The sequence below is a fragment of the Haloarcula sp. H-hyl6 genome, assembly GCF_056934455.1.
Genome location: NZ_JBRIIK010000002.1, coordinates 819,500 through 839,171, shown reverse-complemented (window position 1 = coordinate 839,171; position 19,672 = coordinate 819,500). Strand labels below are relative to the sequence as shown.

Here is a 19,672-nt window from a genome sequence, read left to right as displayed (position 1 = left end):
CCGGTCAGGCCTCGTCCTGTCCGTCGAACGCCTCGCGCTCGATTCGCGCGGCGTACTCCTCGATAGTCTCCTCGTCCAGCGTCGCCTCGCTCTCCTCGCTGACCAGCGCCCGGAGTCGGTAGTCGTACTTCCCCCGACCGACGTGCTCGACGAGGCCGCGCAGTCGCAGGGTCCGGTTTCGCGCGTACGCCGCGGTCCGGTCGCCCGACCCGCCGGCGGAGAAGTGCGCGTTCAGGGGCGTCCCCGGCCCCTGTTCACGGTAGTAGGCGAGCATCCGCCGGGTCTTCCCGCCCATCTCGCGGAGGTCGGCGACGACGTCCGCGACGACCGCCGGTCGGCCGGTATCCTCGTCGTCCGCCGAATCCGCCTCGTCTTCCTCGTCCTCGATTGCCGCCACCGCGGCGGCGAGTGCCGCGTCGGCGTCGCTCTCCTCGCCGGCGTGGCCGTTCGTCGCGGCCCCGTTGGCCGTCGACCCGTTCGTGGCGGGCCCGGCGTCGTCGCTCCCGCCGTTCATCGCCACCCCGTCGTCTGCGAAGGCGCTGAACGCGTCGCCGAATCCGCCGCCGGAAGTTGCGTCCGCCGGCGGGTCGGGGGTTTCCGTCGTCGCCGAGTCCTCGGACGCCTCGGCCGGCGTCCCCGACAGGCGCTCGCGCTGGCGGCGCATCTCCTCCTGTGCGGTGCGCCCCGGATTGTACCCCTCGACGTGGCCGACCAGCGCCTCGGTGAACTGCTCGGCCATCCGTTGGAGGTCCCGGGCGTCCTGCAGTTCCGTCTCCAGTTCGGCGATGCGGGAGTTCTTCTTGTCCAGTTCCTCGCGGAGTTCCTTGATGCGGTTCTCCGTGGCCTGCTTCTCCTCGCTGATGGTCTCCAGTTCGGAGACCAAGTCGTCGCTGACGGACTTCAGTTCCGGGCGCTCGAAGTCGTCGAGGCCCGGCGTCGCGCCCGCGTCGAACGTCTGTTTGCGGTGGAACTGGACCCTGCGGACCTGTTCTGCCCAGTCGGTCATCATGAACGCCTCGCCGTCGTCTAAGTCCTCGACGGCGTCCGCGTAGTTGTTGTCGAGGATGCGTCCGACGACCTTCGTGTCGTTGTTCCACGTCAGCCTGTGCCACACTAACCAGTCGCACTGGGTGATATAGTCCTTCTTGACGTCGGCGGGTCGCTGGCTGATGCCGACGATTCCGAGGCCGTGCTTGCGGCCCCGCTTGCCGATTTTGATGAGCATCTTGCCCACCTCGCCCATCCCGCCCTTCTCGGGAATCCACTCGTGGCACTCCTCGACGAGCATCAGGAACGGCTGTTTCTGCTTTTTCGCCTTGGCGAACAGTTGCCGGGAGACCGCGGTCAGGAGGGCCTCGGCCTCCTCCTCGTCCAAGAACGAGGAGACGTCGAGGATGATGGGGACGTTCTGTTCGAGCGCCAGCGAGGCTATCTTGCCGGCGTGTTCCTCGGTGACCTGAATGTCGCACTCCTCGTCGCCGCCGACGTGGAGAATCTCGTACTCCTCTTTCAGACCGTAGTACTCGCCGTCGATGTCGACGATGAGGAGGCCGAAGCCGTTGTCGAGCAACTTCTCGGCGACGACGCTCGCGGTGTTCGACTTCCCCGACCCTGACTTGCCGGTGATGAACCCCCGACCGGTCAGCAGTTCCACCACGGGAATGTCGACAGACTGGCCCGCGTCCTCCGTCCCACCGGGACCCGCACTCGTGTCCGCGACGGTGATGTGTTCAGTCTCTGCCATGCGTTCTTGTGGAGACAGACCACCGCACGGCCCATAACTCTCCGTCAGACGCTAGTCAGCCGTTCGACCAGTCCACCGTGTGAAACGTGAGCAAGGGCTATCTGGCTGGCCGTCCACCGTCCGATAGCGGCCGTGACCACCGCATGACGCGCTACGACACCCACGTCGAGGACGGCGTCGTCTACGTCGGGAGCGGTGACGGCCCCATCGAAGTGGCGGCGCTCGCGGACGTCCTCGACGCCGTCGGGGGGCCGGCGTGGACGATTAGCTACAGCGACGCCGAGAAGGAGCGGTACCCGGAGATGGAGACGGACGACGAGGGGATGGTGGTGGACGTGGTGGACATCTGCAACGCGATGACCCACAGCGAGCGGTTCGTCCAGACCCTCGCGGCCCACCCCCGTGCGGTCGGCGACGAGGACACGCTCTCCCCGCGAGCGGGCCTGTTCGTCGGGAAGTTGCTGGAGAACCTCGAAAACGGCGTCTCCTGAGCGGCGGGTCAGTCGAAGTCGCCCAGCGAGGCCTGCCCGTCAGGGCCGTCGGGGGCCCGTGTTTCGGAGTCGGTGGCCGTCGACGCGTCGCCCTCCCCGGCGTCGAAGTCGGTCAGCGCAACCTGCCCGTCCCCATCCTCGTCGTCCCGCCCCTCGCCGCGGGTACGGCAGGTATCGGCCACGGACCCGGACGAGTCTGCCCCGTTGAAGCCGGTGAGACTCGCCTGCTCGCCGGCGGAGAAGTCGAGGTTCGAGACGCGGACCCCGACCTTGCGCACCGGGTCGTCCTCGAACTCGGTCAGTAGGTCCAGCGCCACCGATTCGACGAGGGCCGCGTCGTCGACGGGGCCGGGGAGCGACCGAGCGCGGGTGTTCACGTCGAACGGCGGTTCGACCACCTTGATACCGATGGTCTGGTAGCGAGCGCCCTTGCGGTGGGCGCGGTCGGCGACGGCCTCTGCCAGCGTCCTGACCTTCCGTCGCTTCTCCTCGCCGCCGGTGACGGCCTCCGTGAACGCCGACTCCCGGGAGAGGCTCTTGGGGTCGCCCTTGGGCGTGACCGTCCGGGTGTCCTCGCCGCGGGCGTAGCGCCGAATCTCGCGCCCGCGCTCGCCGAACCGCGCGGCGAGCGTCTCCGGGTCGGCCGTCGCTAGGTCACCTGCGGTCTCGACGCCCAGTTCTGCGAGTTCTCGGGCCGTCACCGGGCCGACGCCGTGGACTTCCTCAACAGGCAGGTCAGCGAAGAAGTCGGTGACTTCGCCGGGCCTGACGACCACGAGGCCGTCCGGTTTCTCGCGGTCGCTGGCCACCTTCGCGGCGCTCATCGTCGGCGCGACGCCCACGCTCGCCACCACCCCCACCTCGGACTCGATGGTGGCTTTCAGGTCGGCGGCCCACGACTCGACCTCGTCCCAGTCCACGTCGTCGGTGACGTCCAGGTACGCCTCGTCGATGCTGACCTCCCTGACTACGTCGGCCACGTCGTGGAGAATGGTCTTCACCTCGGCGGCGACGGACTCGTAGTGGTCCATGTCCACCGGGCGGTAGAACCCCGCCTCCTCGACGGACAGTTCGGGGTCGTCGGCCGCCTCGACCTTCCGGGGCAGCCGCTCCAGCGCCTCCGAGATGGCCATCGCCGACTCCACGCCGTACTCGCGGGCCTCGTAACTCGCCGTGGCGACGGCCCCGTGCGTCGCTCCGTTCTCGTAGCCCATGCCGACGACGAGCGGTTCGCCTTCTAGCGCGGGTTCCCGACGGCGTTCACAGGCCGCGTAGAAGCAGTCCATGTCCACGTGTGCGACCACCTGCTCCGTCGCAGGCGTCCCCGGTAGCCGCGACCCGTCCATACCGACGAGTACACGGCCGGGGTCAAAACCTCTCTGCCCGACTCCCCTTCGTCACCGTCGTTGGCTCGCTCACTCTCTGCCTTCGTCGGCCGTGTAGACGCGGGTCGCCCCGGCTATCCGGTCGAGGTTGTCCCGAACGGCGCGCTCCTGTCCGGCCGTCGCCGCGGGCGTGAGCGTCGCCGTGACCTGTCCGTCGAAGGAGTGAGCCTCCAGTTGACTCCGAGCCTCGAACAAGCGCCCGTAGCCGTCGCTCCCCCACTGGACGTCGGAAGTGAACACCATCGCGGCGAAGTCCCGGTCGTAGTTCGCCTCGGCCTTCGTCGAGAGTGCGTCCAGTCGTTGGCCCACCGACGAGAGGGCCCGGGCCTCGGGAAGCGCCAGCAACAGGTCCGTCACCGGGTACGCCGGCGCCGCCTCGAAGTCCGGCGCGTACGACCCCGGAACCCGGTCGAGTTCCGGTCCCTCCGTCACGCGGTACGCGACCAGTCGGGGTAGCCCGCCCGCGTACAGGTGGGCCTCCACGCGGGGGACCAGCCCCGCGCCCAACGGCGGCGTCTCACCGACTCTGAGAACCGCACTCAGGACACTCATACTGTGGCTCTCGGTCGAGATACACCTGAAGCTACCGACGGAGTTTCGGAACGAGAAGCACGCCGGCGGGGTGGCCAAGCCACGCCGGCGATGGTTGGCCGCCGATGCCAATCCCGGAAGCTACGGCGGTCGTTCCCGCCGGGAGCTCGGGGCTCCATGCTAACGTTTCACACGACGATACTTCAATCTTGTTCAGACTGAGTGATAGGACTGCGGCGGTCGTCACGCCACGTCGTCGAACTCGACGGTCTCTTGCGTCACGTCGTCCCAGTCGTCACCCATCCACGCCCTGAGCCGGTCCGTGACCCCGGCGAAGTCGTCGCCGTCCTCGAACTGCTCGACGAGGACCCACCGTTCTGCGTCCCTGTCGAAGCCGAGACTGTAGCCGCGTTCGCCCTCCACGATGACGACGAACGCCGTCACCACGTCCAGTTCCGGGAAGAAGCCGACGGGCGCGACGCCGTAAGAGTCGTGTTGCGCTTCGAGCGCCTTCACTTCCGTCGTCGACAGAGGCCGCTCGGGGAGGGACTCTCGTACTGTGGTCATCGGTTCAGTGTCGCCACAGGACGCCCTAAGCCGTTTCGGGACTCGTCGCAAGTGTCGTTCCACCGCCGCGACGGCGTCTTCGGGACTTCGAGATACGGCGTGGTGGGACGGGTCTCGACAGAAAGGGGAACTGGCGCACTATACCACAACCAGGTCCCCACTCACCACCAACTGGAGGTGCCCAATCAGTGTTCTGGTTCGGCGAGTCGACTGCCGACGACCGCAGACCGACCCGATTACCGGCAGGTCGCTGGACTGACGGTGACGCGGCGTTACGAACGATGAGAGAGGAATGGGGTCGGAGGGATTATTCACCCCCGACGCTCGCGCCCGCACGCTGTGCGAACGCTCGCGGGGTGAACTCGCTCGCGGCGTACCGGACGCCGCTCACTCGCCTCCGACCCCATGCGCTCACTTCCGTTCGCGCAGGAGTCTCCGGCCCGGCCTGTCTCCAAGGTCGCGCCTTTGGCCACCAGTGGAGCCGTCGCGGTGGAACCACAGATGGACTTCAGCCCAAATCCAGACCGCGAACCGTCAGAGGTAGTACAGCTACGGAAGGCCCGACGAGACTTCCTGACACACAAACAGAAGACGCAGAAAGAGTCCACAGCTCGCGCGTACAAATACCCGACCGAGAGTTTCGTCGAGTTCTGCGAGAACCACGGCGTCGAAGTCACGGGCGAAATCGGTGGCTTCCTCATTGAGAAGTGGAAACAGAAACGTCAGAACGAGGTGAAGCCCATTACCGTCCACAACAACGTCAAACACCTTCGGGTGTTCATCAAGTGGCTGGAAAGCGCCGACCTCGTGGAGTATGGAACCTACGACAAAATCGAGGTTCCTGCCGTACCCGGTGATGGCAAGGTGAGCGACGAGGTTCTGCGAGCCGGAGAAGCCGAGAGTATCTTGGCCTACATGGACACCTACCACTACGCCAGCCTGTATCACGCGCTGTTCCAGACGATGTGGTTCACTGGCTGTCGGATTAGTGGGGCCATGTCGCTCGACGTTGACGACTTCGAGCCGCGAGACCACGGTGATAACGTCCTCCGATTTCGGAATCGGGAGTCAGCAGGAACGCCGCTCAAAAACGGAAACAAGAGCGAGCGGGCCATTACTATTCGGGACTCGTTGGCGACGACGCTGAACGATTATATCGCTATGCGGCGAGAAGGCACGACCGACGACCACGGACGCGAGCCATTATTCACCGTCCCGAGTGGTCGGCTCTACCGCCAGCGGGCCTACAAGAACATCGTTGCCATCTCGAGACCGTGCGTTCACGGCGGGAACTGCCCGCACAGCCGAGTAATTGAGGACTGTGACGCGGCACAAAAGAAGGAAAGGTCGCCATCGTGTCCGTCGTCCGTCTCACTCCATCCCGTCAGGCGCGGCTCCATCACTGACCATATCAATAGAGGGTGGCCGAAAGAGAAACTCTCGGAGCGCGTCGATGTTTCGGTCGAGGTACTGGACAAACACTACGACGCTCGGACGGAGGAACAGGCGCGGAAGAATAGGCGACAGTATCTCGAATAGAGATTGATGTAACCGAAGAAGCTACTATCTCTCATACCATTCCTTTCTAAGTTCTCTTTCAGGCCCACAAATCAGAACGTAATTAACATCGTAACTAATCTGACTCTCTTCTCTCCTTGTCTCTGCCAGCGGCCACATCAGTCCTTGATACTGGTATGAGTCGTCTCGCTTTGCCGCACGTACAGACTGAATAATATGACTTCTAAGTCCCCAATTGTCCACGGATGTATCCCCTCGAAAGTGTATTCCGTTTTGCTCTCCGGAGACCTCGATATATTTCTCCCCATCAATCTCGCTTTCAAATGGCACCGTCATTACCTCACAGGAGAACCGATACAATTGGTTCAGTTCCAGATTATCTCTCGACACGTCAGCTACATCAGGAATATCATTTGAAGACATGAGGCCGTTGGCTAACTTCTTGGCTTTACGCATATCATCGTCAAAGTTGATTTTCTTAATTTCCGCTTCTGTTAGCTCGCCCGAAAATTCTCCGGAAATCGTGGCTAAGAGTTTTCCTAATTTCCCCTTTGCCGTTCCTGTAACGCTTGTCCCCGATTCAATCAGAAGCTCATCTACATCACCATACAATTCCGAATAGACTTGCTCCACAGCCCCTTTTGAAGCATACATTACGTGCTGATACTCCACCATCGCTAATCTAACTCACATAGCACAGGAGTACATAATAGGATTACCCGAATTAATCCACTTGAGGTAGGCTCACCCGAAATATTATTTGAGTCAATATCGAATCCACACTACCGCAGGACGGCACGCTGGCGGAAACGAGAGCGTTCAAATCACCCGGAGAAATCTCGCTCTCTGTTTAAATACCACCCTCCGGAAACCTACTGCTGGATGGTGGTTTCGCTCCGCGAAAAGTTGGCAGTGGGGTCGGAGGGATTTGAACCCCCGATCGGCTGATATCTCCGTCCTGTGCCTCGGAACTCCAGAGGGTCATCGTCGCGAACCGATGATCAGTCGGCCGCTCAGTATATCAGCCCTTGGAGTTTCGTCCCAGGCACGTGGCCTCTGGAGTCAGCCGCCTTCCCGGACTAGGCCACGACCCCGCACTCCGTCGTTTGCCGAGTTCCCCTAAAGGGATTTCGATTGCTTGCCGGCGTTTAGTCGCGGTCGGTCTCCGACCAGTCACACTCTTGGCACTTGTACCCGGTGACGAACTCCAGCGCCGAGGGCATGTACCCGACGGAGAGAACGTTCTCGCCACACTCCGGGCACTCTCTGTCGGCGTCTTCTATCGGTTCCGCGTCCATCACGCTCTCGCCCTCGATGAGTTCGGCGAGGCTCTCGGGGGTCTGCATCCGACCCTGAACCACGCGATTGTCGGCCATACCGGAACGCAGAGCGTCAACGGCCTAAACGTTCCCCATCAGAGCCACGGCGCGCGTTCCTGGTCGGGTTCGTACTCCACCGTCGCGCCGTCGTCGGTTCGCTCGTCTGCGGCGACGCCTTGGGACGCCCCGCCGTCGGCGAACGCCGCGGTCAGGTCCACCGTGTCGGGGTGGTACTCGGCGTGTCGCTCCCGGGCGTTGTCGGGGTCGAACGACAGGAGCGCCGTGACGGCGAGGACGGCCAGTGCGACTGGCGCCGTCGTGGGCATCAGGCCCAGCACCGAGAGGGCGAGGACGCCCAACGCGACGGCGCTCCCGAAGCGGAAGCGGTCGATGTCGACGGCGTTGCGGAGCCACGGGCTGGCGAGGGCGACGACGAGGGCGAAGCCGACGCCGATGCCGGCCGTCCCTGCGGCCCGAATCAGGGTCGGCACCTCTGCCTCGACGACCAGCGAGGCCCCCGCGGGGTCGAGGCTCGCGAGCAGTCCGAGACCGACGATGACCGCGGGACGGGGCAGTATCTCGCCGATGCGGGCGCTCGCCGTCTGCGCCGCGATGGCCATGATGACGATGCCGGCGAAGCGCTCGAAGATTTCGAGGCGGACCACGCCCGCGATAGTCGGTGCGATGGCCGCTTCGAGGACGGCGATGGGCACCAACACTGCGCCGATGAGGAGGACCGTCTTCGCCTGTTCGCGGGGGCCGCCCTCCAACTCGGCGAGGACGACGGCGACCATCGCGGACCCGCCGAAGACGAGGAGGCCGACTTCGAGCATACCCGTCCACGTCGTCAGCGCGCCCGCGAGGACGAGAACGGGGAAGATACCGTCGACTAACGGGAGTCCCATGACGGTCGCCAGCAGGCGGCCGCCACGACCGACACGTCGCTCTATGTCGAGTGCAACCGGATGTCTGGAGCTACTCATCTCGTGCTACGGACGGGGATACCCCTGTTCCCGATGGGTGTCTACGGTGCCGACCCGGTCGGCGGTCGAACCCCACCCGTTCCGTTTCCCGAAACCCACCCAAAATGTGTTCGTCGCCGCCGTCGAGCACGTCGCTTGCCGGCCGATGGCCTCGAAGGTGGGTTCGGTGAGACGCATGTCTGTAACTATCTTTCATCAGAGTATAAACGTTGTGTGAGATTCGTCCCCACACCTCGTGAAACGTGCGAATCAACGCCATGCAACTGGACGTGCGTGTCGCGCTCGGCCACATCATCGAACACCCCCCTGTGCCATTCGTCCCCAGTCTCGGCGAGTCTCGCAACGTTTTTGCCCGGGCGTCATGGACGACTTACATGGCGAACGATTCCGAGCCTTTCTCCGAGAAACTCCGCGTTCCGGAGGCCTTGACCTTCGACGACGTACTGCTGCGACCGAAAGAGTCCCGCGTCGAACCCGACGAGGCCGACACCGCGACACGGGTCTCGAAGAGCGTCCAACTCAACGTCCCCGTCCTGACCGCCGCGATGGACACCGTCACCGAGAGCGACATGGCCATCGCCATGGCGCGACAGGGCGGCCTCGGCGTCCTCCACCGCAACATGGACGCCGACGAGATGGCCGCCGAAATCGAACGCGTGAAGCGCGCGGACGAACTCATCATCCGCGACGTCGTCACCGCCAGCCCCGAGCAGACGGTCCGGGAAGTCGACGAGATGATGGACCGGCAGGGCGTCTCCGGCGCCCCCGTCGTCGACGACGACAGCGGCGAAGTGCTGGGCATCATCTCCGGGACCGACATCCGCCCGTATCTCGAAGTCGGCGAGTCCGACGCCGTCACGGAGGCCATGACCGACGAAGTGGTCACGGCCCCCGAGGACGTGACCCCGCGGGAAGCGCTCGAACTGATGTACGACCACAAGATAGAGCGCGTCCCCATCGTGGACGACGAGAACCGACTCGTCGGCCTCGTGACGATGAAGGGCGTCCTCCAGCGCCGCGAGTACGACGAGGCCGCCCGCGACGAGAACGGGAAACTGCGCGCCGGGGCCGCCGTCGGTCCGTTCGAAGTCGACCGAGCGCAGACCGCCGACGAGGCGGGTGCGGACATCCTCTTCATCGACTGCGCCCACGCGCACAACGCGAACGTCATCGACAGCGCCCGCGAAATCAAGGGCGAGGTCGACGCCGACGTCGTCGTCGGCAACATCGGGACCCGCGAGGCCGCCGAGGCGGTCGTCGACTTCGCCGACGGCGTGAAAGTCGGCATCGGCCCGGGCTCTATCTGTACGACGCGCGTCGTCACTGGCTCCGGGATGCCCCAGATTTCGGCGGTCGCACAGGTGGCAGACGTCGCCAGTCAGCACGACGTCCCGGTCATCGCAGACGGCGGGATTCGCTACTCCGGCGACGCCATCAAGGCCATCGCCGCCGGTGCCGACGCGGTGATGCTCGGGTCGTACTTCGCCGGCACCGACGAGGCACCGGGCCGCGTCATCACGATGAACGGCAAGAAGTACAAGCAGTACCGCGGCATGGGGAGCGTCGGTGCCATGAACGAGGGCGGCGGCGAGCGCTACCTCAAGGAGGACGACGAGAACGAGGAGTACGTCCCCGAGGGCGTCGAGGCCGCGACGCCGTACAAGGGGTCGCTGGAGTCCGAACTCCACCAACTCGTCGGCGGGATGCAGTCCGGCATGGGCTACGTCGGCGCGGAGACGATTCCGGAGTTCAAGGAGCGCTCGGAGTTCGTCCGCGTCTCCGCCGCCGGTCAGCAGGAGAGTCACCCCCACGACGTGATGATTACCGACGAGGCGCCCAACTACAGCCCCGACAGCTAACCCGGGCGTCCGTCACGAGATAGGTCGAGAGGCTCGTTTTCGCTCGGCGTCACCGCACCTCGAGGGGGACAGTCGTCGGTTTCAGTCGTAGAAGTCGTCGTCCAGCGGCAGGTCCACGTCGACTTCGCCGACCGTCTCGACCGGCGCGGAGAGCGCTAGCGTCTCGCTACACTCCGGGCACACCGTCGCCACGTCGACGTAGAGGCGACCCTCCCGCTCGTAGATGTCGAGGACCTCAGCGTCGGCGGGATAGAGGTACTCGGCCGCCACCTCGTGCTCGTGGTCGCTGACGTACTCCGATGGCATACACGCGACCGTACGCCGGCGACCGAGTAGTCGTTTTCGCCGGTTCCCGCTGGTCGGGACGCCAAACGCAAGATACTCCGACGGGAAGTCGCTACTGCCGAGCATGCGTTCCTACGAGTGTCACGTGGGCACCGACGCCGAGGTGGGCGACTGGGCGCGGTCGGTCCGACGGACCGTGTTCATCGAAGAACAGGGCGTCTCGGAGGCCGAGGAGATGGACGACAAGGACTCGGAGGCCACCCACGTCGTCGTGACGGACGACGGCGACCCGGTCGCGACGGCCCGGTTCAGGTTCCCCGAGGAGACGACGGTCCGAATCGAGCGAGTCGCCGTGCTCGAACCGTATCGCGGGGAGGGCCTCGGCGTCCGCGTGATGGACGTCGCCGAGGAGGCGGCCCGAGAAGACGGGGCGACGTCGGCCTTCCTCCACGGACAACTCCGCGTCCGGGAGTTCTACGAGCGACTGGGATACGAGGCCCACGGAGAGGAGTTCGAGGAGGCCGGCATCCCGCACGTCGAGATGGTCAAAACGTTCGACTGAAGCGGTGCTAGTCGCGGGCGACGACGAGATAGGCGACGATGACGATTATCCCCGGAATCAGCCCGATGAAGAACCCGAGGGCCGTCAGGAGCGCCCAGATGACCGCGTTGTCGTTGCCGCGACGCTTCGCGTCGGTGTACACCCAGTACGTCGCGCCGACGAGTATCACCAGTCCGATGACGAAAATCAGCAGGACGATGAACAGTTCCGCCGCACCCGGTAACTGGAGGAGGGGCAACGCCATACGTCGGTCATCTCGGGAGAGTGGTAAATCCTTTCGGGTGGCTGACCCCGTCGCGTCCGGTGTGACATCGAGTCGCCGAGCGAGGGTACCGATGGTCCCGGGGAGAATCGAGCCCGTGGACATCGCACGAACCCAGCGATAGCGGCTTCGCTCTCCGTGAACAGTTGGACGCAGGAAAGCGGGCCGGAAGGGATTTGAACCCTCGACCGACGGCTTAAGAGGCCGTCGCTCTGCCAGACTGAGCTACCGGCCCTGCACTCACTTCTTGCGGAGGGGTTTGTAAATACGTTTCCTTTCGAACCGGGGGACAGAACCGACCTACCGCGGTCTGTTCGGGTTAGCTTTAGTCGGTGACGAGGTGAGCACAAGTTTCGGATGGAGCGTCTTATCGGTGCGTTCTCCATTTGACCACGTCGAGGGGCGTAATCGCGGCGGGGACGTCTTCCGAGGGAGGACGACGTGAACACCGGCGGCGTGGAGGGCTGGACCGACGAGGGAAGCGTCGGCGTCGACGAACTGTTCGAGGGGGCCAGCGGCGTCAGAAGACTCACCGAGACGGTGTGATATAAGTATGTCCCGGCCGCACTCACGAATCATATGAGTGCAGCCAGCGGCATTACGATGGCCTCGATGTCTACCTACGCCATCTTGGGGTGTGGAAGCGTGGGCCACGCCGTGGCAGAGGAACTCGTCGACGAGGGGAAGGACGTCCTCATCTTGGACGCCGACGAGGGACGAGTCGAAGCACTGCGCGACCAGGACCTCAACGCACAGCAAGCCGACATCGCCGAGGAACACGTCGTCGAGACGGTCAGGGAACGGGACGTCGTCCTCATCATGTCCCCGGACGTGAACGCCAACGCCGAGGCGGTCAGGAACATCCGGTCGTCGGACGGCGAGCAGTTCATCGTCGCCCGTGCCGACGACCCGGTGTCGGCCGACGAACTCACCGAACTCGGCGCCGACGTGGTCATCAACCCGTCGGCAGTCATCGCCGACTCCGCGCTGCGGGCGCTGGAGACGGGCGAACTGGAGTACAAGGCGTCCCAACTGGGCGACGTCATCGACGCCACCGAGGACCGGATGGCGATTCTCATCCACCGGTCGCCCGACCCCGACTCTATCGCCTCTGCGGCCGCACTCCGAGCCATCGCGGAGAGCCGCGACGTCGAGGCGGACATCATCTACGAGGGGGAAATCGGGCATCAGGAGAACCGCGCGTTCGTGAACCTCCTCGGCATCGAACTCGCCTCGCGCGAATCGGTCGCCCTGAGCGAGTACGACACGTTCGCGCTGGTCGACGTGGCGAAGGGGGGCGAACCGGACGTGGACGCCGTCGACATCGTCATCGACCACTACGAACACGACCACGACCACGACGCCGCCTTCTCGGACATCCGTCCGAACGTCTCGGCCACCTCGACCATCCTCACGAAGTACATTCAGGAACTCGACCTGACGCTGGACCAGACCGTCGCCACGGCGCTGCTGTACGGCATCCGCGCGGAGACGCTGGACTTCAAGCGCGACACGACGCCGGCCGACCTCACGGCGGCGGCGTACCTCTACCCCTTCGCCGACCACGACACCCTCGAACAGGTCGAGTCCCCGTCGATGAGTCCGGAGACGCTGGACGTACTGGCCGAGGCCATCCGGAACCGGGAGGTACAGGGGAGCCACCTCGTCTCGAACGCCGGGTTCATCAGGGACAGAGACGCACTCTCCCAGGCCGCCCAACACCTCCTCAACCTCGAAGGCATCACGACGACGGCGGTGTTCGCCATCGCCGACGACACCATCTATCTCGCGGCCCGGTCGAAGGACATCCGCATGAACATCGGCAAAGTGCTCTCGGACGCCTTCGGCGACATGGGCGAGACGGCCGGCCACTCGACGGACGCCAGCGTGGAGATTCCGCTGGGCATCTTCACTGGACTGGACACGAGCGACGACAACCGCGATACGTTACTGGAACTGACCGAGGAGGCCGTCAAAGGAAAACTGTTCGAGGCGATGGGCGTCGACAGTTCGAGCGGTGAGAGTGCGAACGGAAACTAGGCCGGAACTTCCTCTTCCTCGTCGTCGCTGTCGGGCTGGCGGAGTCGTTCGACGATGTCGTTGATGATGACCACGTCGCCGACGGCCTGCACCCAGCGGTACGGGACGATGACGCCGCGAGCGGACTTGGCGTCCGCGCTGAACAGTTCGTTGTTGAGTTGGTGTAGCGCGAGGCCCGTGACCGACTCGTGGTCCAAGTCGAGACGGATGTCCTCGATTTCACCGACGAACACGCCGTTGTTCGAGTACACCTCTCGCCCGACCAGCGTGGTAATCTCCTGTGGAGCGCTCTTGTGGTCCATACAGCACTGCTCGGACGGACGGGTCTTAAACTTTCATTGCGCGTCAGACGCTCGCGTCTGTGGTCCGGAGACGCCGGTCTTGGGTCGTCGAGTGACTCGCCGTCTCCGTGGACGCGCGAGACTTTTGAGGGGCGCTTCCTAACGCACGGTAGATGCCGGAGGTTTCCGCCAGTATCGACGTCCCCACGCCCCCGAGCGTCGTCTGGAACGTGCTGACCGACGTAGATGCGTACCCCCAGTGGAACACGCTCCTGGCCGTCGAGGGGGAGTGGGTTGTCGGCGAGTCGGTGTCGGCGACGCTCTCTGTCCCCGGGTTACCGGTGGTATCGTTCTCGCCGCAGATTACGGTCGTGGACCCACCGAGCGAGATACGCTGGCGCTCCAGGCTCTTCGGGGTCGACGCCGAACACCGGTTCGTACTCGAACCGACCACCGATGGGACAACTCGGTTCCTGCAGCACGAGACCATCGACGGCCCCTTCGCCGGGCGAATCGTCGACCGCCTCGGCCGACGGATTCGACGGGGGTTCGAACAGATGAACCTCGGTCTCCGTCGCCGCGCCATCGAAGTCGCCGAGGAGTGACGGCTAGCGCCGGTCCGACTCGACGTCGACGGAGCGATGGCGGCGTTCGTACGTTCGGCCTTCGACCGCGCCGCGGACGAGGGCGTAGACGCCGTCGCCCTCGTTCGTCCCCACCTCGGAACGCCACCCGAACGACGGAATACACGCGTTCTGGACGAGCCACCACAACACTCATCCCGGTCGTGACATAGGTGAACGTATGCCATCGCTGGTCGTCCACTACGCGTTCGTGGGCCTGTTGGCGGCGACGCTACTGGGCGCGGCTTTCGACCGGCGCTCGCTGTTGCTCTCGCTCGTAGTCGTGACTATCCCGGACGTGGACTCGTTCATCGCACTGTTCTCGCAGTACGGCCACCGGACGGCAACGACGAACCTCGTCATCCCGACGCTGTTGGCCGGAGTGCTGGTCGTCGACCTCTACGTGCGCGAGGAGTCGTACGTCCGGCGTCGGTGGGGCGCGTACGGCGTCCGCGTGGCGTGGTTCTGCGTCCTCGTCTACGCCGTCGGACACGTCCTGTTCGACGCCGTGGCCGGCGGTGCCAACCTCTTCTGGCCCATCCACGACGAGTTCTACGTCTTCCGGGGGAAACTCGAACTCTCGACTCAGCGCGGCATCGTGCAGACGTTCGTCGAGTGGGAATCCGAGTCCGCCGAGGTGGGTGCTGGCGGTGGCGGTCCCTCGCTGCGGTCGCTGGGCAACACCAGCACCGTCCAGATGGACACCGGCATCGACCCGAACCCGGGACGGGCCGAACCGGAGAACGTCGACCGGATATTCCCGGTCGCCCGCGGCGGGTGGCAACTGTACCTCCTCGTGGTCGGGACGCTGACGACGGCGGCCCGATTCGTCGTCGGGCACGACCTGCCGGAGGAGTGACCGCGCTTTCGACTCTTTCATGTAGGCGGTGGCCCACCGGGCAGGCATGGGATTCGAGGTGCACCGCAGACTCAGTGTCGCCGACGCCGTCACGCTCGTCAACGCCGTCGTCGGGTTCGTCGCCGGCGCCGTCGCCTTCACGGACCTCCACCTCGCCGCTCGTCTCCTGCTCCTGTCGGTCATCGTGGACGCCCTCGACGGCATCGTCGCCCGGAGTGGCGACAGTTCGGACGTCGGGCCGCTGTTGGACTCGATAACCGACGTCGTCTCTTTCGGAGTGACCCCCAGCCTGTTCGTCTACGTGGTGTTGACAGACGCCTTCGGCGGTGTCGGGGCCGGGTCGCCCGCGGTCTACGTCGGCCTGGTCCTCGTCGCCTCCCTGTACGCGGTCCTCTCGGTGGTCCGGACGGCGTTCTACTCGACGTACTTCGACGCGCCCGACGAGCGCCCGGGCATGCCGAACTCGCTCGGCGCGATACTGCTGGCGACCGCGTATCTGGCCGGAATCACGGACCCCGTGGTCGTCGCCGCTGGCATGACCGTGGTGGCAGTCGCCCAGATTTCGCCCTTCGACTACCCCAAACCCGGCGTCGAGACTGTCCTGCCGATGGGCGTCGTGCTGTTCGGGTCCGTCGTCGCTCCGACGGCATTCGGTCGGGCCGCGCCCCGACTCATGCTCGGCATCGGGCTCCTCTTTTTCGCGTTGGGCCCACGGTACTACTGGGCGGACTGACGCTCAGTCGTCGAGGCGCGAGGCCAGGAAGTCGGCGACGGCCTCGTTGAACTGCGCCGGCCGCTCCAGCATCGCGAGGTGGGCCGCGTCCGCTATCACGCCGAACTCGCCGCCGGGTATCTCGCTCGCCAGTCGCTCGTGATAGGTCCGAGGCGTCAGCGTATCGTGTTCCCCACACAGGGCGAGCGTCGGGCAGTCGACGTCTCCGAGACTGTCGGTGACGTCGAAGCCGTGACAGGTCGCGAAGTCCCGGCGCGTGACCGCCTGTCCGGTGGCCTGCATCTCCTCGCGAGACCGGGCAGTGAGGTCCGAGTCGGCGTCGTGGAAGAGGCGGTCCCGGCCGTGGAGGAACTCGACGGCCCGGTCGAAGTCCGTCTCCAACCACTCCCGTAGCCCCTCGAACACCGGCAACGTCGGCCCGGTTCCGAGCAAGACGAGAGCCCGAGGGTTCCAGTCGGACTCCAGTGTCACCCACTGGGCGACGGCACCGCCCAGCGAGTTCCCGACGAGGACGTCGGCGTCGACGGCGCGCGCCACTGCAACCACGTCGTCCGCGTAGGCCCGGAGCGTCTCGGGCCCGGCGGGTGTGTCCACGTCGTCCGACTCCCCGTGGCCGCTCAAGTCCAAAGCTACGGCGGGGTGTGCCGGTCCACTCGGGGCGTACTGGTTTGCCCACACTCGGTGGGTGCCACCGCTCCCGTGGACGTAGAGGACCACGGGTCCGTCCGCGTCGGTCCCGGCCACCCGATACGCCGTCGTCCGCCCCTCGTGGGCGACTGCCTCCATGAGTTCACGGACGCGTGCCCGGGGAATAAAGCCACCCGGCCGCGATGGAAACGGTGTGAACCGCAAACAAGCAATTCTTCCTAATTCTACGCCGTATAGCGAATTTTGGCGAAATATTTATATACTTGTGTTACTTACTCGTGGTTAGGATGAATTCAGAACAGCAGTTGTTCGACGAGACGCCGCTCCGCCGGTTCGAGTACGACGACGGCGTCGTGTTGGCGGCGGACGTGGGTGCCCTCGACGACCCCACCGTGGACGTCGTCGACGGGACGGTAATCGTCGTCGCGGGTGACGAGCAGTACGAGCAGGACCTCCCCGACGCCGTCGGCGCAAGAGCGTTTATCAACAACGGCGTCCTCACTATCGAACTGTCAGACGAGGAGGGAGACAACTGATGAAACTCACCGTCAAACCGCTCAAACAGAAGGACGCCGGCCGCGGACTCGCCGCCATCGATAGGGCCGCTATGGACGAGATGGACCTCGAGAACGGCGATTACATCGTTCTCGAAGGGAAGCAGGGTAACCGCGCCGTCGCGCGCGTCTGGCCGGGCTACCCCGAGGACGAGGGGCAAAGCATCGTCCGCATCGACGGGCAACTCCGACAGGAGGCCGGCGTCGGCATCGACGACGGCGTCACCGTCGAGAAGGCCGACGTCAAGCCAGCCACCACCGTCACCGTCGCGCTACCGCAGAATCTGCGCGTGCGTGGCAACGTCGGTCCGATGATTCGGAACAACCTGAGCGGGCAGGCCGTCACGCAGGGTCAGACCGTCCCCGTGAGCTTCGGCCTCGGCCCGCTCTCCTCGATGTCGGGCCAGAAGATTCCGCTGAAGATAGCGGAGACCAACCCCTCGGGGACCGTCGTCGTCACCGACTCCACCGAGATTCAGGTCAGCGAGAAGCCCGCCGAGCAGATACGAGGCGAGGAGGGCGCGGCCGACCGCGGGTCGCCAGACGTGACCTACGAGGACATCGGCGGCTTGGACGACGAACTCGAGCAGGTCCGGGAGATGATAGAACTCCCGATGCGCCACCCCGAACTGTTCCAGCAGTTGGGCATCGAACCGCCGAAGGGCGTCCTCCTGCACGGCCCGCCGGGCACCGGGAAGACGCTGATGGCGAAGGCCGTCGCCAACGAGATAGACGCACACTTCACGACCATCTCCGGCCCGGAGATAATGTCGAAGTACTACGGCGAGAGCGAGGAGCAACTCCGCGAGGTGTTCGACGAGGCCTCCGAGAACTCGCCGTCCATCGTCTTCATCGACGAGATAGACTCCATCGCCCCCAAACGCGGCGAGACGCAGGGCGACGTCGAGCGTCGCGTCGTCGCGCAACTCCTCTCGCTGATGGACGGCCTCGAAGAGCGCGGTCAGGTCATCGTCATCGGCGCGACCAACCGCGTCGACGCCATCGACCCGGCCCTGCGCCGTGGCGGCCGCTTCGACCGCGAAATCGAAATCGGCGTCCCCGACAAGGAGGGTCGCAAGGAGATTCTGCAGGTCCACACCCGCGGGATGCCGCTGGCCGACGAAATCGACCTCGACAGCTACGCCGAGAACACCCACGGGTTCGTCGGCGCTGACCTCGCCTCCCTGACCAAGGAGAGCGCGATGAACGCTCTCCGGCGCATCCGCCCGGAACTCGACCTCGAATCCGAGGAGATAGACGCGGAGGTGCTGGAGAAGTTGGAGATAAGCGACGACGACGTCCGCGACGCGATGAAGGGCATCGAGCCCTCGGCGTTACGCGAGGTGTTCGTCGAGGTGCCCGAAGTCACGTGGGACTCGGTGGGTGGCCTCGAAGACACCAAAGAGCGCCTCCGCGAGACTATCCAGTGGCCCCTGGAGTACACCGACGTGTTCGAGTCGATGGACCTCGATGCCGCGAAGGGGGTCCTCCTCTACGGCCCGCCGGGCACCGGGAAGACGCTGCTGGCGAAGGCCGTCGCCAACGAGGCCGACTCGAACTTCATCTCGGTGAAGGGCCCCGAACTGCTGAACAAGTTCGTCGGCGAGTCCGAGAAGGGCGTCCGTGAAGTGTTCAGCAAGGCCCGCGAGAACGCCCCGACGGTGGTGTTCTTCGACGAGATAGACTCCATCGCCACCGAACGCGGTGGCGGGCAGACCGACTCCGGCGTCGGCGAGCGCGTCGTCTCGCAACTGCTGACGGAACTCGACGGCATCGAGGAGATGGAGGACGTCGTGGTCGTCGCGACCACGAACCGGCCGGACCTCATCGACAGCGCGCTGTTGCGCCCCGGCCGACTGGACCGCCACGTCCACGTCCCGGTGCCCGACGAGGATGCTCGGCGGGCCATCTTCGACGTCCACACCCGCGAGAAGCCGCTGGCCGACGGCGTCGACCTCGACAGCCTCGCCCGACGGACGGAGGGCTACGTGGGTGCGGACGTCGAAGCGGTCTGCCGCGAGGCGTCGATGGCCGCGACCCGCGAGTTCATCAACAGCGTCGACCCCGAGGACATCGGCGACTCCGTCGGGAACGTCCGCGTGACGATGGACCACTTCGAGCAAGCGCTCGACGAGGTCGGACCCAGCGTCACCGACGAGACCCGGGACCGCTACGAGGAGATTGAGAAGCGGTTCGACACCGCCGAACCCGAACTCGAAGAGGACAGGGTCAGCCGGACGTTCCAGTAGGCCCCCCTCTCGTTACCACCGTCCACCGGAGCGGTACTGTATTCGAGAGTGCTTTTGACGATATCTGGGTATGAGCCATCTCGCTGGAACGGCTCGGGTCGTTTCGCGGGGTTTAACCCCTGATTTAGACACGATTTATCGTGAGGTGCACAGCCCCCGTCGTGTAGAATCGGTGAGAG

General features: G+C 65.0%; 22 protein-coding genes and 2 tRNA genes. 10 read left to right on the top strand and 14 right to left on the bottom strand.

The window, feature by feature from the left end; all coding sequences use genetic code 11:
* Window positions 1-4: 4 nt before the first annotated feature.
* On the bottom strand, window positions 5-1,744 hold the full coding sequence (locus Hhyl6_RS17920; protein WP_483740609.1) for a helicase HerA domain-containing protein: 1,740 nt from the start codon (window positions 1,742-1,744) through the stop codon (window positions 5-7).
* A 143-nt stretch (window positions 1,745-1,887) separates the two neighbouring features.
* Here Hhyl6_RS17920 and Hhyl6_RS17915 point away from each other — a divergent pair, with 143 nt between their 5' ends.
* Complete coding sequence (locus Hhyl6_RS17915; protein ID WP_483740608.1) at window positions 1,888-2,235, top strand: hypothetical protein; 348 nt, start codon at window positions 1,888-1,890, stop codon at window positions 2,233-2,235.
* Window positions 2,236-2,243: 8 nt separating this feature from the next.
* Here the strand turns inward: Hhyl6_RS17915 and dinB are convergent, their stop codons facing one another.
* The 3 genes from dinB to Hhyl6_RS17900 form a co-directional block, all read right to left on the bottom strand.
* Window positions 2,244-3,581 carry a DNA polymerase IV gene (dinB, locus tag Hhyl6_RS17910; RefSeq protein ID WP_483740607.1) on the bottom strand — a complete coding sequence of 446 codons (1,338 nt, stop codon included), beginning with the start codon at window positions 3,579-3,581 and terminating at the stop codon, window positions 2,244-2,246.
* A 69-nt stretch (window positions 3,582-3,650) separates the two neighbouring features.
* Window positions 3,651-4,172, bottom strand: a complete 522-nt coding sequence (locus tag Hhyl6_RS17905) for a hypothetical protein (protein ID WP_483740606.1) — start codon at window positions 4,170-4,172, stop codon at window positions 3,651-3,653.
* A 222-nt stretch (window positions 4,173-4,394) separates the two neighbouring features.
* The gene (locus tag Hhyl6_RS17900; protein WP_483740605.1) at window positions 4,395-4,718 is read right to left on the bottom strand and encodes a DUF7964 domain-containing protein; all 324 of its coding nucleotides are present in this window, start codon (window positions 4,716-4,718) and stop codon (window positions 4,395-4,397) included.
* 501 nt (window positions 4,719-5,219) lie between these two features.
* On the opposite strand from Hhyl6_RS17900, the gene Hhyl6_RS17895 reads away from it, so the two are divergent.
* Window positions 5,220-6,257 (top strand): tyrosine-type recombinase/integrase, encoded by a 1,038-nt coding sequence (locus Hhyl6_RS17895; RefSeq protein WP_483740604.1) that lies wholly within the window; start codon window positions 5,220-5,222, stop codon window positions 6,255-6,257.
* A gap of 24 nt (window positions 6,258-6,281) precedes the next feature.
* On the opposite strand, the gene Hhyl6_RS17890 is transcribed toward Hhyl6_RS17895, so the two are convergent.
* From Hhyl6_RS17890 to Hhyl6_RS17870, 5 genes are all read right to left on the bottom strand, one after another.
* Complete coding sequence (locus Hhyl6_RS17890; RefSeq protein WP_483740603.1) at window positions 6,282-6,911, bottom strand: hypothetical protein; 630 nt, start codon at window positions 6,909-6,911, stop codon at window positions 6,282-6,284.
* Between the two features lie 238 nt (window positions 6,912-7,149).
* Window positions 7,150-7,330 (bottom strand) — tRNA-Trp (locus Hhyl6_RS17885).
* A 54-nt stretch (window positions 7,331-7,384) separates the two neighbouring features.
* Window positions 7,385-7,612, bottom strand: coding sequence for a DUF5795 family protein (locus tag Hhyl6_RS17880; RefSeq protein ID WP_483740602.1), 228 nt, complete (start codon window positions 7,610-7,612; stop codon window positions 7,385-7,387).
* A 38-nt stretch (window positions 7,613-7,650) separates the two neighbouring features.
* Entirely contained in the window at window positions 7,651-8,538 is an 888-nt protein-coding gene (locus Hhyl6_RS17875) for a DUF5794 domain-containing protein (RefSeq protein WP_483740601.1), read from the bottom strand.
* A gap of 6 nt (window positions 8,539-8,544) precedes the next feature.
* Complete coding sequence (locus Hhyl6_RS17870; RefSeq protein WP_483740600.1) at window positions 8,545-8,715, bottom strand: hypothetical protein; 171 nt, start codon at window positions 8,713-8,715, stop codon at window positions 8,545-8,547.
* A 197-nt stretch (window positions 8,716-8,912) separates the two neighbouring features.
* Here Hhyl6_RS17870 and guaB point away from each other — a divergent pair, with 197 nt between their 5' ends.
* A complete protein-coding gene (gene guaB / locus Hhyl6_RS17865; RefSeq protein ID WP_483740599.1) occupies window positions 8,913-10,397 on the top strand; it encodes an IMP dehydrogenase in 1,485 nt (494 codons plus the stop codon).
* Between the two features lie 81 nt (window positions 10,398-10,478).
* Here guaB and Hhyl6_RS17860 read toward each other — a convergent pair whose 3' ends face one another.
* Entirely contained in the window at window positions 10,479-10,703 is a 225-nt protein-coding gene (locus tag Hhyl6_RS17860) for a hypothetical protein (protein ID WP_483740598.1), read from the bottom strand.
* 103 nt (window positions 10,704-10,806) lie between these two features.
* Here Hhyl6_RS17860 and Hhyl6_RS17855 point away from each other — a divergent pair, with 103 nt between their 5' ends.
* The gene (locus Hhyl6_RS17855; RefSeq protein WP_483740597.1) at window positions 10,807-11,244 is read left to right on the top strand and encodes a GNAT family N-acetyltransferase; all 438 of its coding nucleotides are present in this window, start codon (window positions 10,807-10,809) and stop codon (window positions 11,242-11,244) included.
* 7 nt (window positions 11,245-11,251) lie between these two features.
* Here Hhyl6_RS17855 and Hhyl6_RS17850 read toward each other — a convergent pair whose 3' ends face one another.
* Together Hhyl6_RS17850 and Hhyl6_RS17845 are read right to left on the bottom strand one after the other, a co-directional pair.
* A complete protein-coding gene (locus Hhyl6_RS17850) occupies window positions 11,252-11,488 on the bottom strand; it encodes a hypothetical protein (RefSeq protein ID WP_483740596.1) in 237 nt (78 codons plus the stop codon).
* A 179-nt stretch (window positions 11,489-11,667) separates the two neighbouring features.
* Window positions 11,668-11,741 (bottom strand) — tRNA-Lys (locus Hhyl6_RS17845).
* A gap of 344 nt (window positions 11,742-12,085) precedes the next feature.
* Here Hhyl6_RS17845 and Hhyl6_RS17840 point away from each other — a divergent pair.
* The gene (locus Hhyl6_RS17840) at window positions 12,086-13,546 is read left to right on the top strand and encodes a DHH family phosphoesterase (protein ID WP_483740595.1); all 1,461 of its coding nucleotides are present in this window, start codon (window positions 12,086-12,088) and stop codon (window positions 13,544-13,546) included.
* Here the strand turns inward: Hhyl6_RS17840 and Hhyl6_RS17835 are convergent.
* A complete protein-coding gene (locus tag Hhyl6_RS17835) occupies window positions 13,543-13,848 on the bottom strand; it encodes a PRC-barrel domain-containing protein (RefSeq protein WP_483740594.1) in 306 nt (101 codons plus the stop codon). The two genes, Hhyl6_RS17840 and Hhyl6_RS17835, sit on opposite strands and share 4 nt — an antisense overlap.
* A 152-nt stretch (window positions 13,849-14,000) precedes the next feature.
* On the opposite strand from Hhyl6_RS17835, the gene Hhyl6_RS17830 reads away from it, so the two are divergent.
* From Hhyl6_RS17830 to Hhyl6_RS17820, 3 genes are all read left to right on the top strand, one after another.
* Window positions 14,001-14,432: an SRPBCC family protein gene (locus tag Hhyl6_RS17830; protein ID WP_483740593.1), complete on the top strand. Its 432-nt coding sequence runs from the start codon at window positions 14,001-14,003 to the stop codon at window positions 14,430-14,432.
* A 199-nt stretch (window positions 14,433-14,631) separates the two neighbouring features.
* Complete coding sequence (locus tag Hhyl6_RS17825; protein ID WP_483740592.1) at window positions 14,632-15,309, top strand: metal-dependent hydrolase; 678 nt, start codon at window positions 14,632-14,634, stop codon at window positions 15,307-15,309.
* Between the two features lie 46 nt (window positions 15,310-15,355).
* Window positions 15,356-16,042, top strand: coding sequence for a protein sorting system archaetidylserine synthase (locus Hhyl6_RS17820; protein ID WP_483740591.1), 687 nt, complete (start codon window positions 15,356-15,358; stop codon window positions 16,040-16,042).
* Window positions 16,043-16,045: 3 nt separating this feature from the next.
* On the opposite strand, the gene Hhyl6_RS17815 is transcribed toward Hhyl6_RS17820, so the two are convergent.
* Complete coding sequence (locus Hhyl6_RS17815) at window positions 16,046-16,828, bottom strand: alpha/beta fold hydrolase (RefSeq protein WP_483740590.1); 783 nt, start codon at window positions 16,826-16,828, stop codon at window positions 16,046-16,048.
* A 149-nt stretch (window positions 16,829-16,977) separates the two neighbouring features.
* On the opposite strand from Hhyl6_RS17815, the gene Hhyl6_RS17810 reads away from it, so the two are divergent.
* A complete protein-coding gene (locus tag Hhyl6_RS17810) occupies window positions 16,978-17,226 on the top strand; it encodes a DUF7127 family protein (protein WP_483740589.1) in 249 nt (82 codons plus the stop codon).
* Window positions 17,226-19,493 carry a CDC48 family AAA ATPase gene (locus tag Hhyl6_RS17805; protein WP_483740588.1) on the top strand — a complete coding sequence of 756 codons (2,268 nt, stop codon included), beginning with the start codon at window positions 17,226-17,228 and terminating at the stop codon, window positions 19,491-19,493. The genes Hhyl6_RS17810 and Hhyl6_RS17805 overlap by 1 nt, the downstream gene beginning before the upstream one ends.
* Window positions 19,494-19,672 lie beyond the last annotated feature (179 nt).

Coding starts and splice junctions, on each gene's coding strand:
- Hhyl6_RS17920 (WP_483740609.1), bottom strand. CDS start 1,744: ATGGCAGAGACTGAACACATCACCGTCGCGGACACGAGTGCGGGTCCC.
- Hhyl6_RS17915 (WP_483740608.1), top strand. CDS start 1,888: ATGACGCGCTACGACACCCACGTCGAGGACGGCGTCGTCTACGTCGGG.
- dinB (WP_483740607.1), bottom strand. CDS start 3,581: ATGGACGGGTCGCGGCTACCGGGGACGCCTGCGACGGAGCAGGTGGTC.
- Hhyl6_RS17905 (WP_483740606.1), bottom strand. CDS start 4,172: ATGAGTGTCCTGAGTGCGGTTCTCAGAGTCGGTGAGACGCCGCCGTTG.
- Hhyl6_RS17900 (WP_483740605.1), bottom strand. CDS start 4,718: ATGACCACAGTACGAGAGTCCCTCCCCGAGCGGCCTCTGTCGACGACG.
- Hhyl6_RS17895 (WP_483740604.1), top strand. CDS start 5,220: ATGGACTTCAGCCCAAATCCAGACCGCGAACCGTCAGAGGTAGTACAG.
- Hhyl6_RS17890 (WP_483740603.1), bottom strand. CDS start 6,911: ATGGTGGAGTATCAGCACGTAATGTATGCTTCAAAAGGGGCTGTGGAG.
- Hhyl6_RS17880 (WP_483740602.1), bottom strand. CDS start 7,612: ATGGCCGACAATCGCGTGGTTCAGGGTCGGATGCAGACCCCCGAGAGC.
- Hhyl6_RS17875 (WP_483740601.1), bottom strand. CDS start 8,538: ATGAGTAGCTCCAGACATCCGGTTGCACTCGACATAGAGCGACGTGTC.
- Hhyl6_RS17870 (WP_483740600.1), bottom strand. CDS start 8,715: ATGCGTCTCACCGAACCCACCTTCGAGGCCATCGGCCGGCAAGCGACG.
- guaB (WP_483740599.1), top strand. CDS start 8,913: ATGGCGAACGATTCCGAGCCTTTCTCCGAGAAACTCCGCGTTCCGGAG.
- Hhyl6_RS17860 (WP_483740598.1), bottom strand. CDS start 10,703: ATGCCATCGGAGTACGTCAGCGACCACGAGCACGAGGTGGCGGCCGAG.
- Hhyl6_RS17855 (WP_483740597.1), top strand. CDS start 10,807: ATGCGTTCCTACGAGTGTCACGTGGGCACCGACGCCGAGGTGGGCGAC.
- Hhyl6_RS17850 (WP_483740596.1), bottom strand. CDS start 11,488: ATGGCGTTGCCCCTCCTCCAGTTACCGGGTGCGGCGGAACTGTTCATC.
- Hhyl6_RS17840 (WP_483740595.1), top strand. CDS start 12,086: ATGAGTGCAGCCAGCGGCATTACGATGGCCTCGATGTCTACCTACGCC.
- Hhyl6_RS17835 (WP_483740594.1), bottom strand. CDS start 13,848: ATGGACCACAAGAGCGCTCCACAGGAGATTACCACGCTGGTCGGGCGA.
- Hhyl6_RS17830 (WP_483740593.1), top strand. CDS start 14,001: ATGCCGGAGGTTTCCGCCAGTATCGACGTCCCCACGCCCCCGAGCGTC.
- Hhyl6_RS17825 (WP_483740592.1), top strand. CDS start 14,632: ATGCCATCGCTGGTCGTCCACTACGCGTTCGTGGGCCTGTTGGCGGCG.
- Hhyl6_RS17820 (WP_483740591.1), top strand. CDS start 15,356: ATGGGATTCGAGGTGCACCGCAGACTCAGTGTCGCCGACGCCGTCACG.
- Hhyl6_RS17815 (WP_483740590.1), bottom strand. CDS start 16,828: ATGGAGGCAGTCGCCCACGAGGGGCGGACGACGGCGTATCGGGTGGCC.
- Hhyl6_RS17810 (WP_483740589.1), top strand. CDS start 16,978: ATGAATTCAGAACAGCAGTTGTTCGACGAGACGCCGCTCCGCCGGTTC.
- Hhyl6_RS17805 (WP_483740588.1), top strand. CDS start 17,226: ATGAAACTCACCGTCAAACCGCTCAAACAGAAGGACGCCGGCCGCGGA.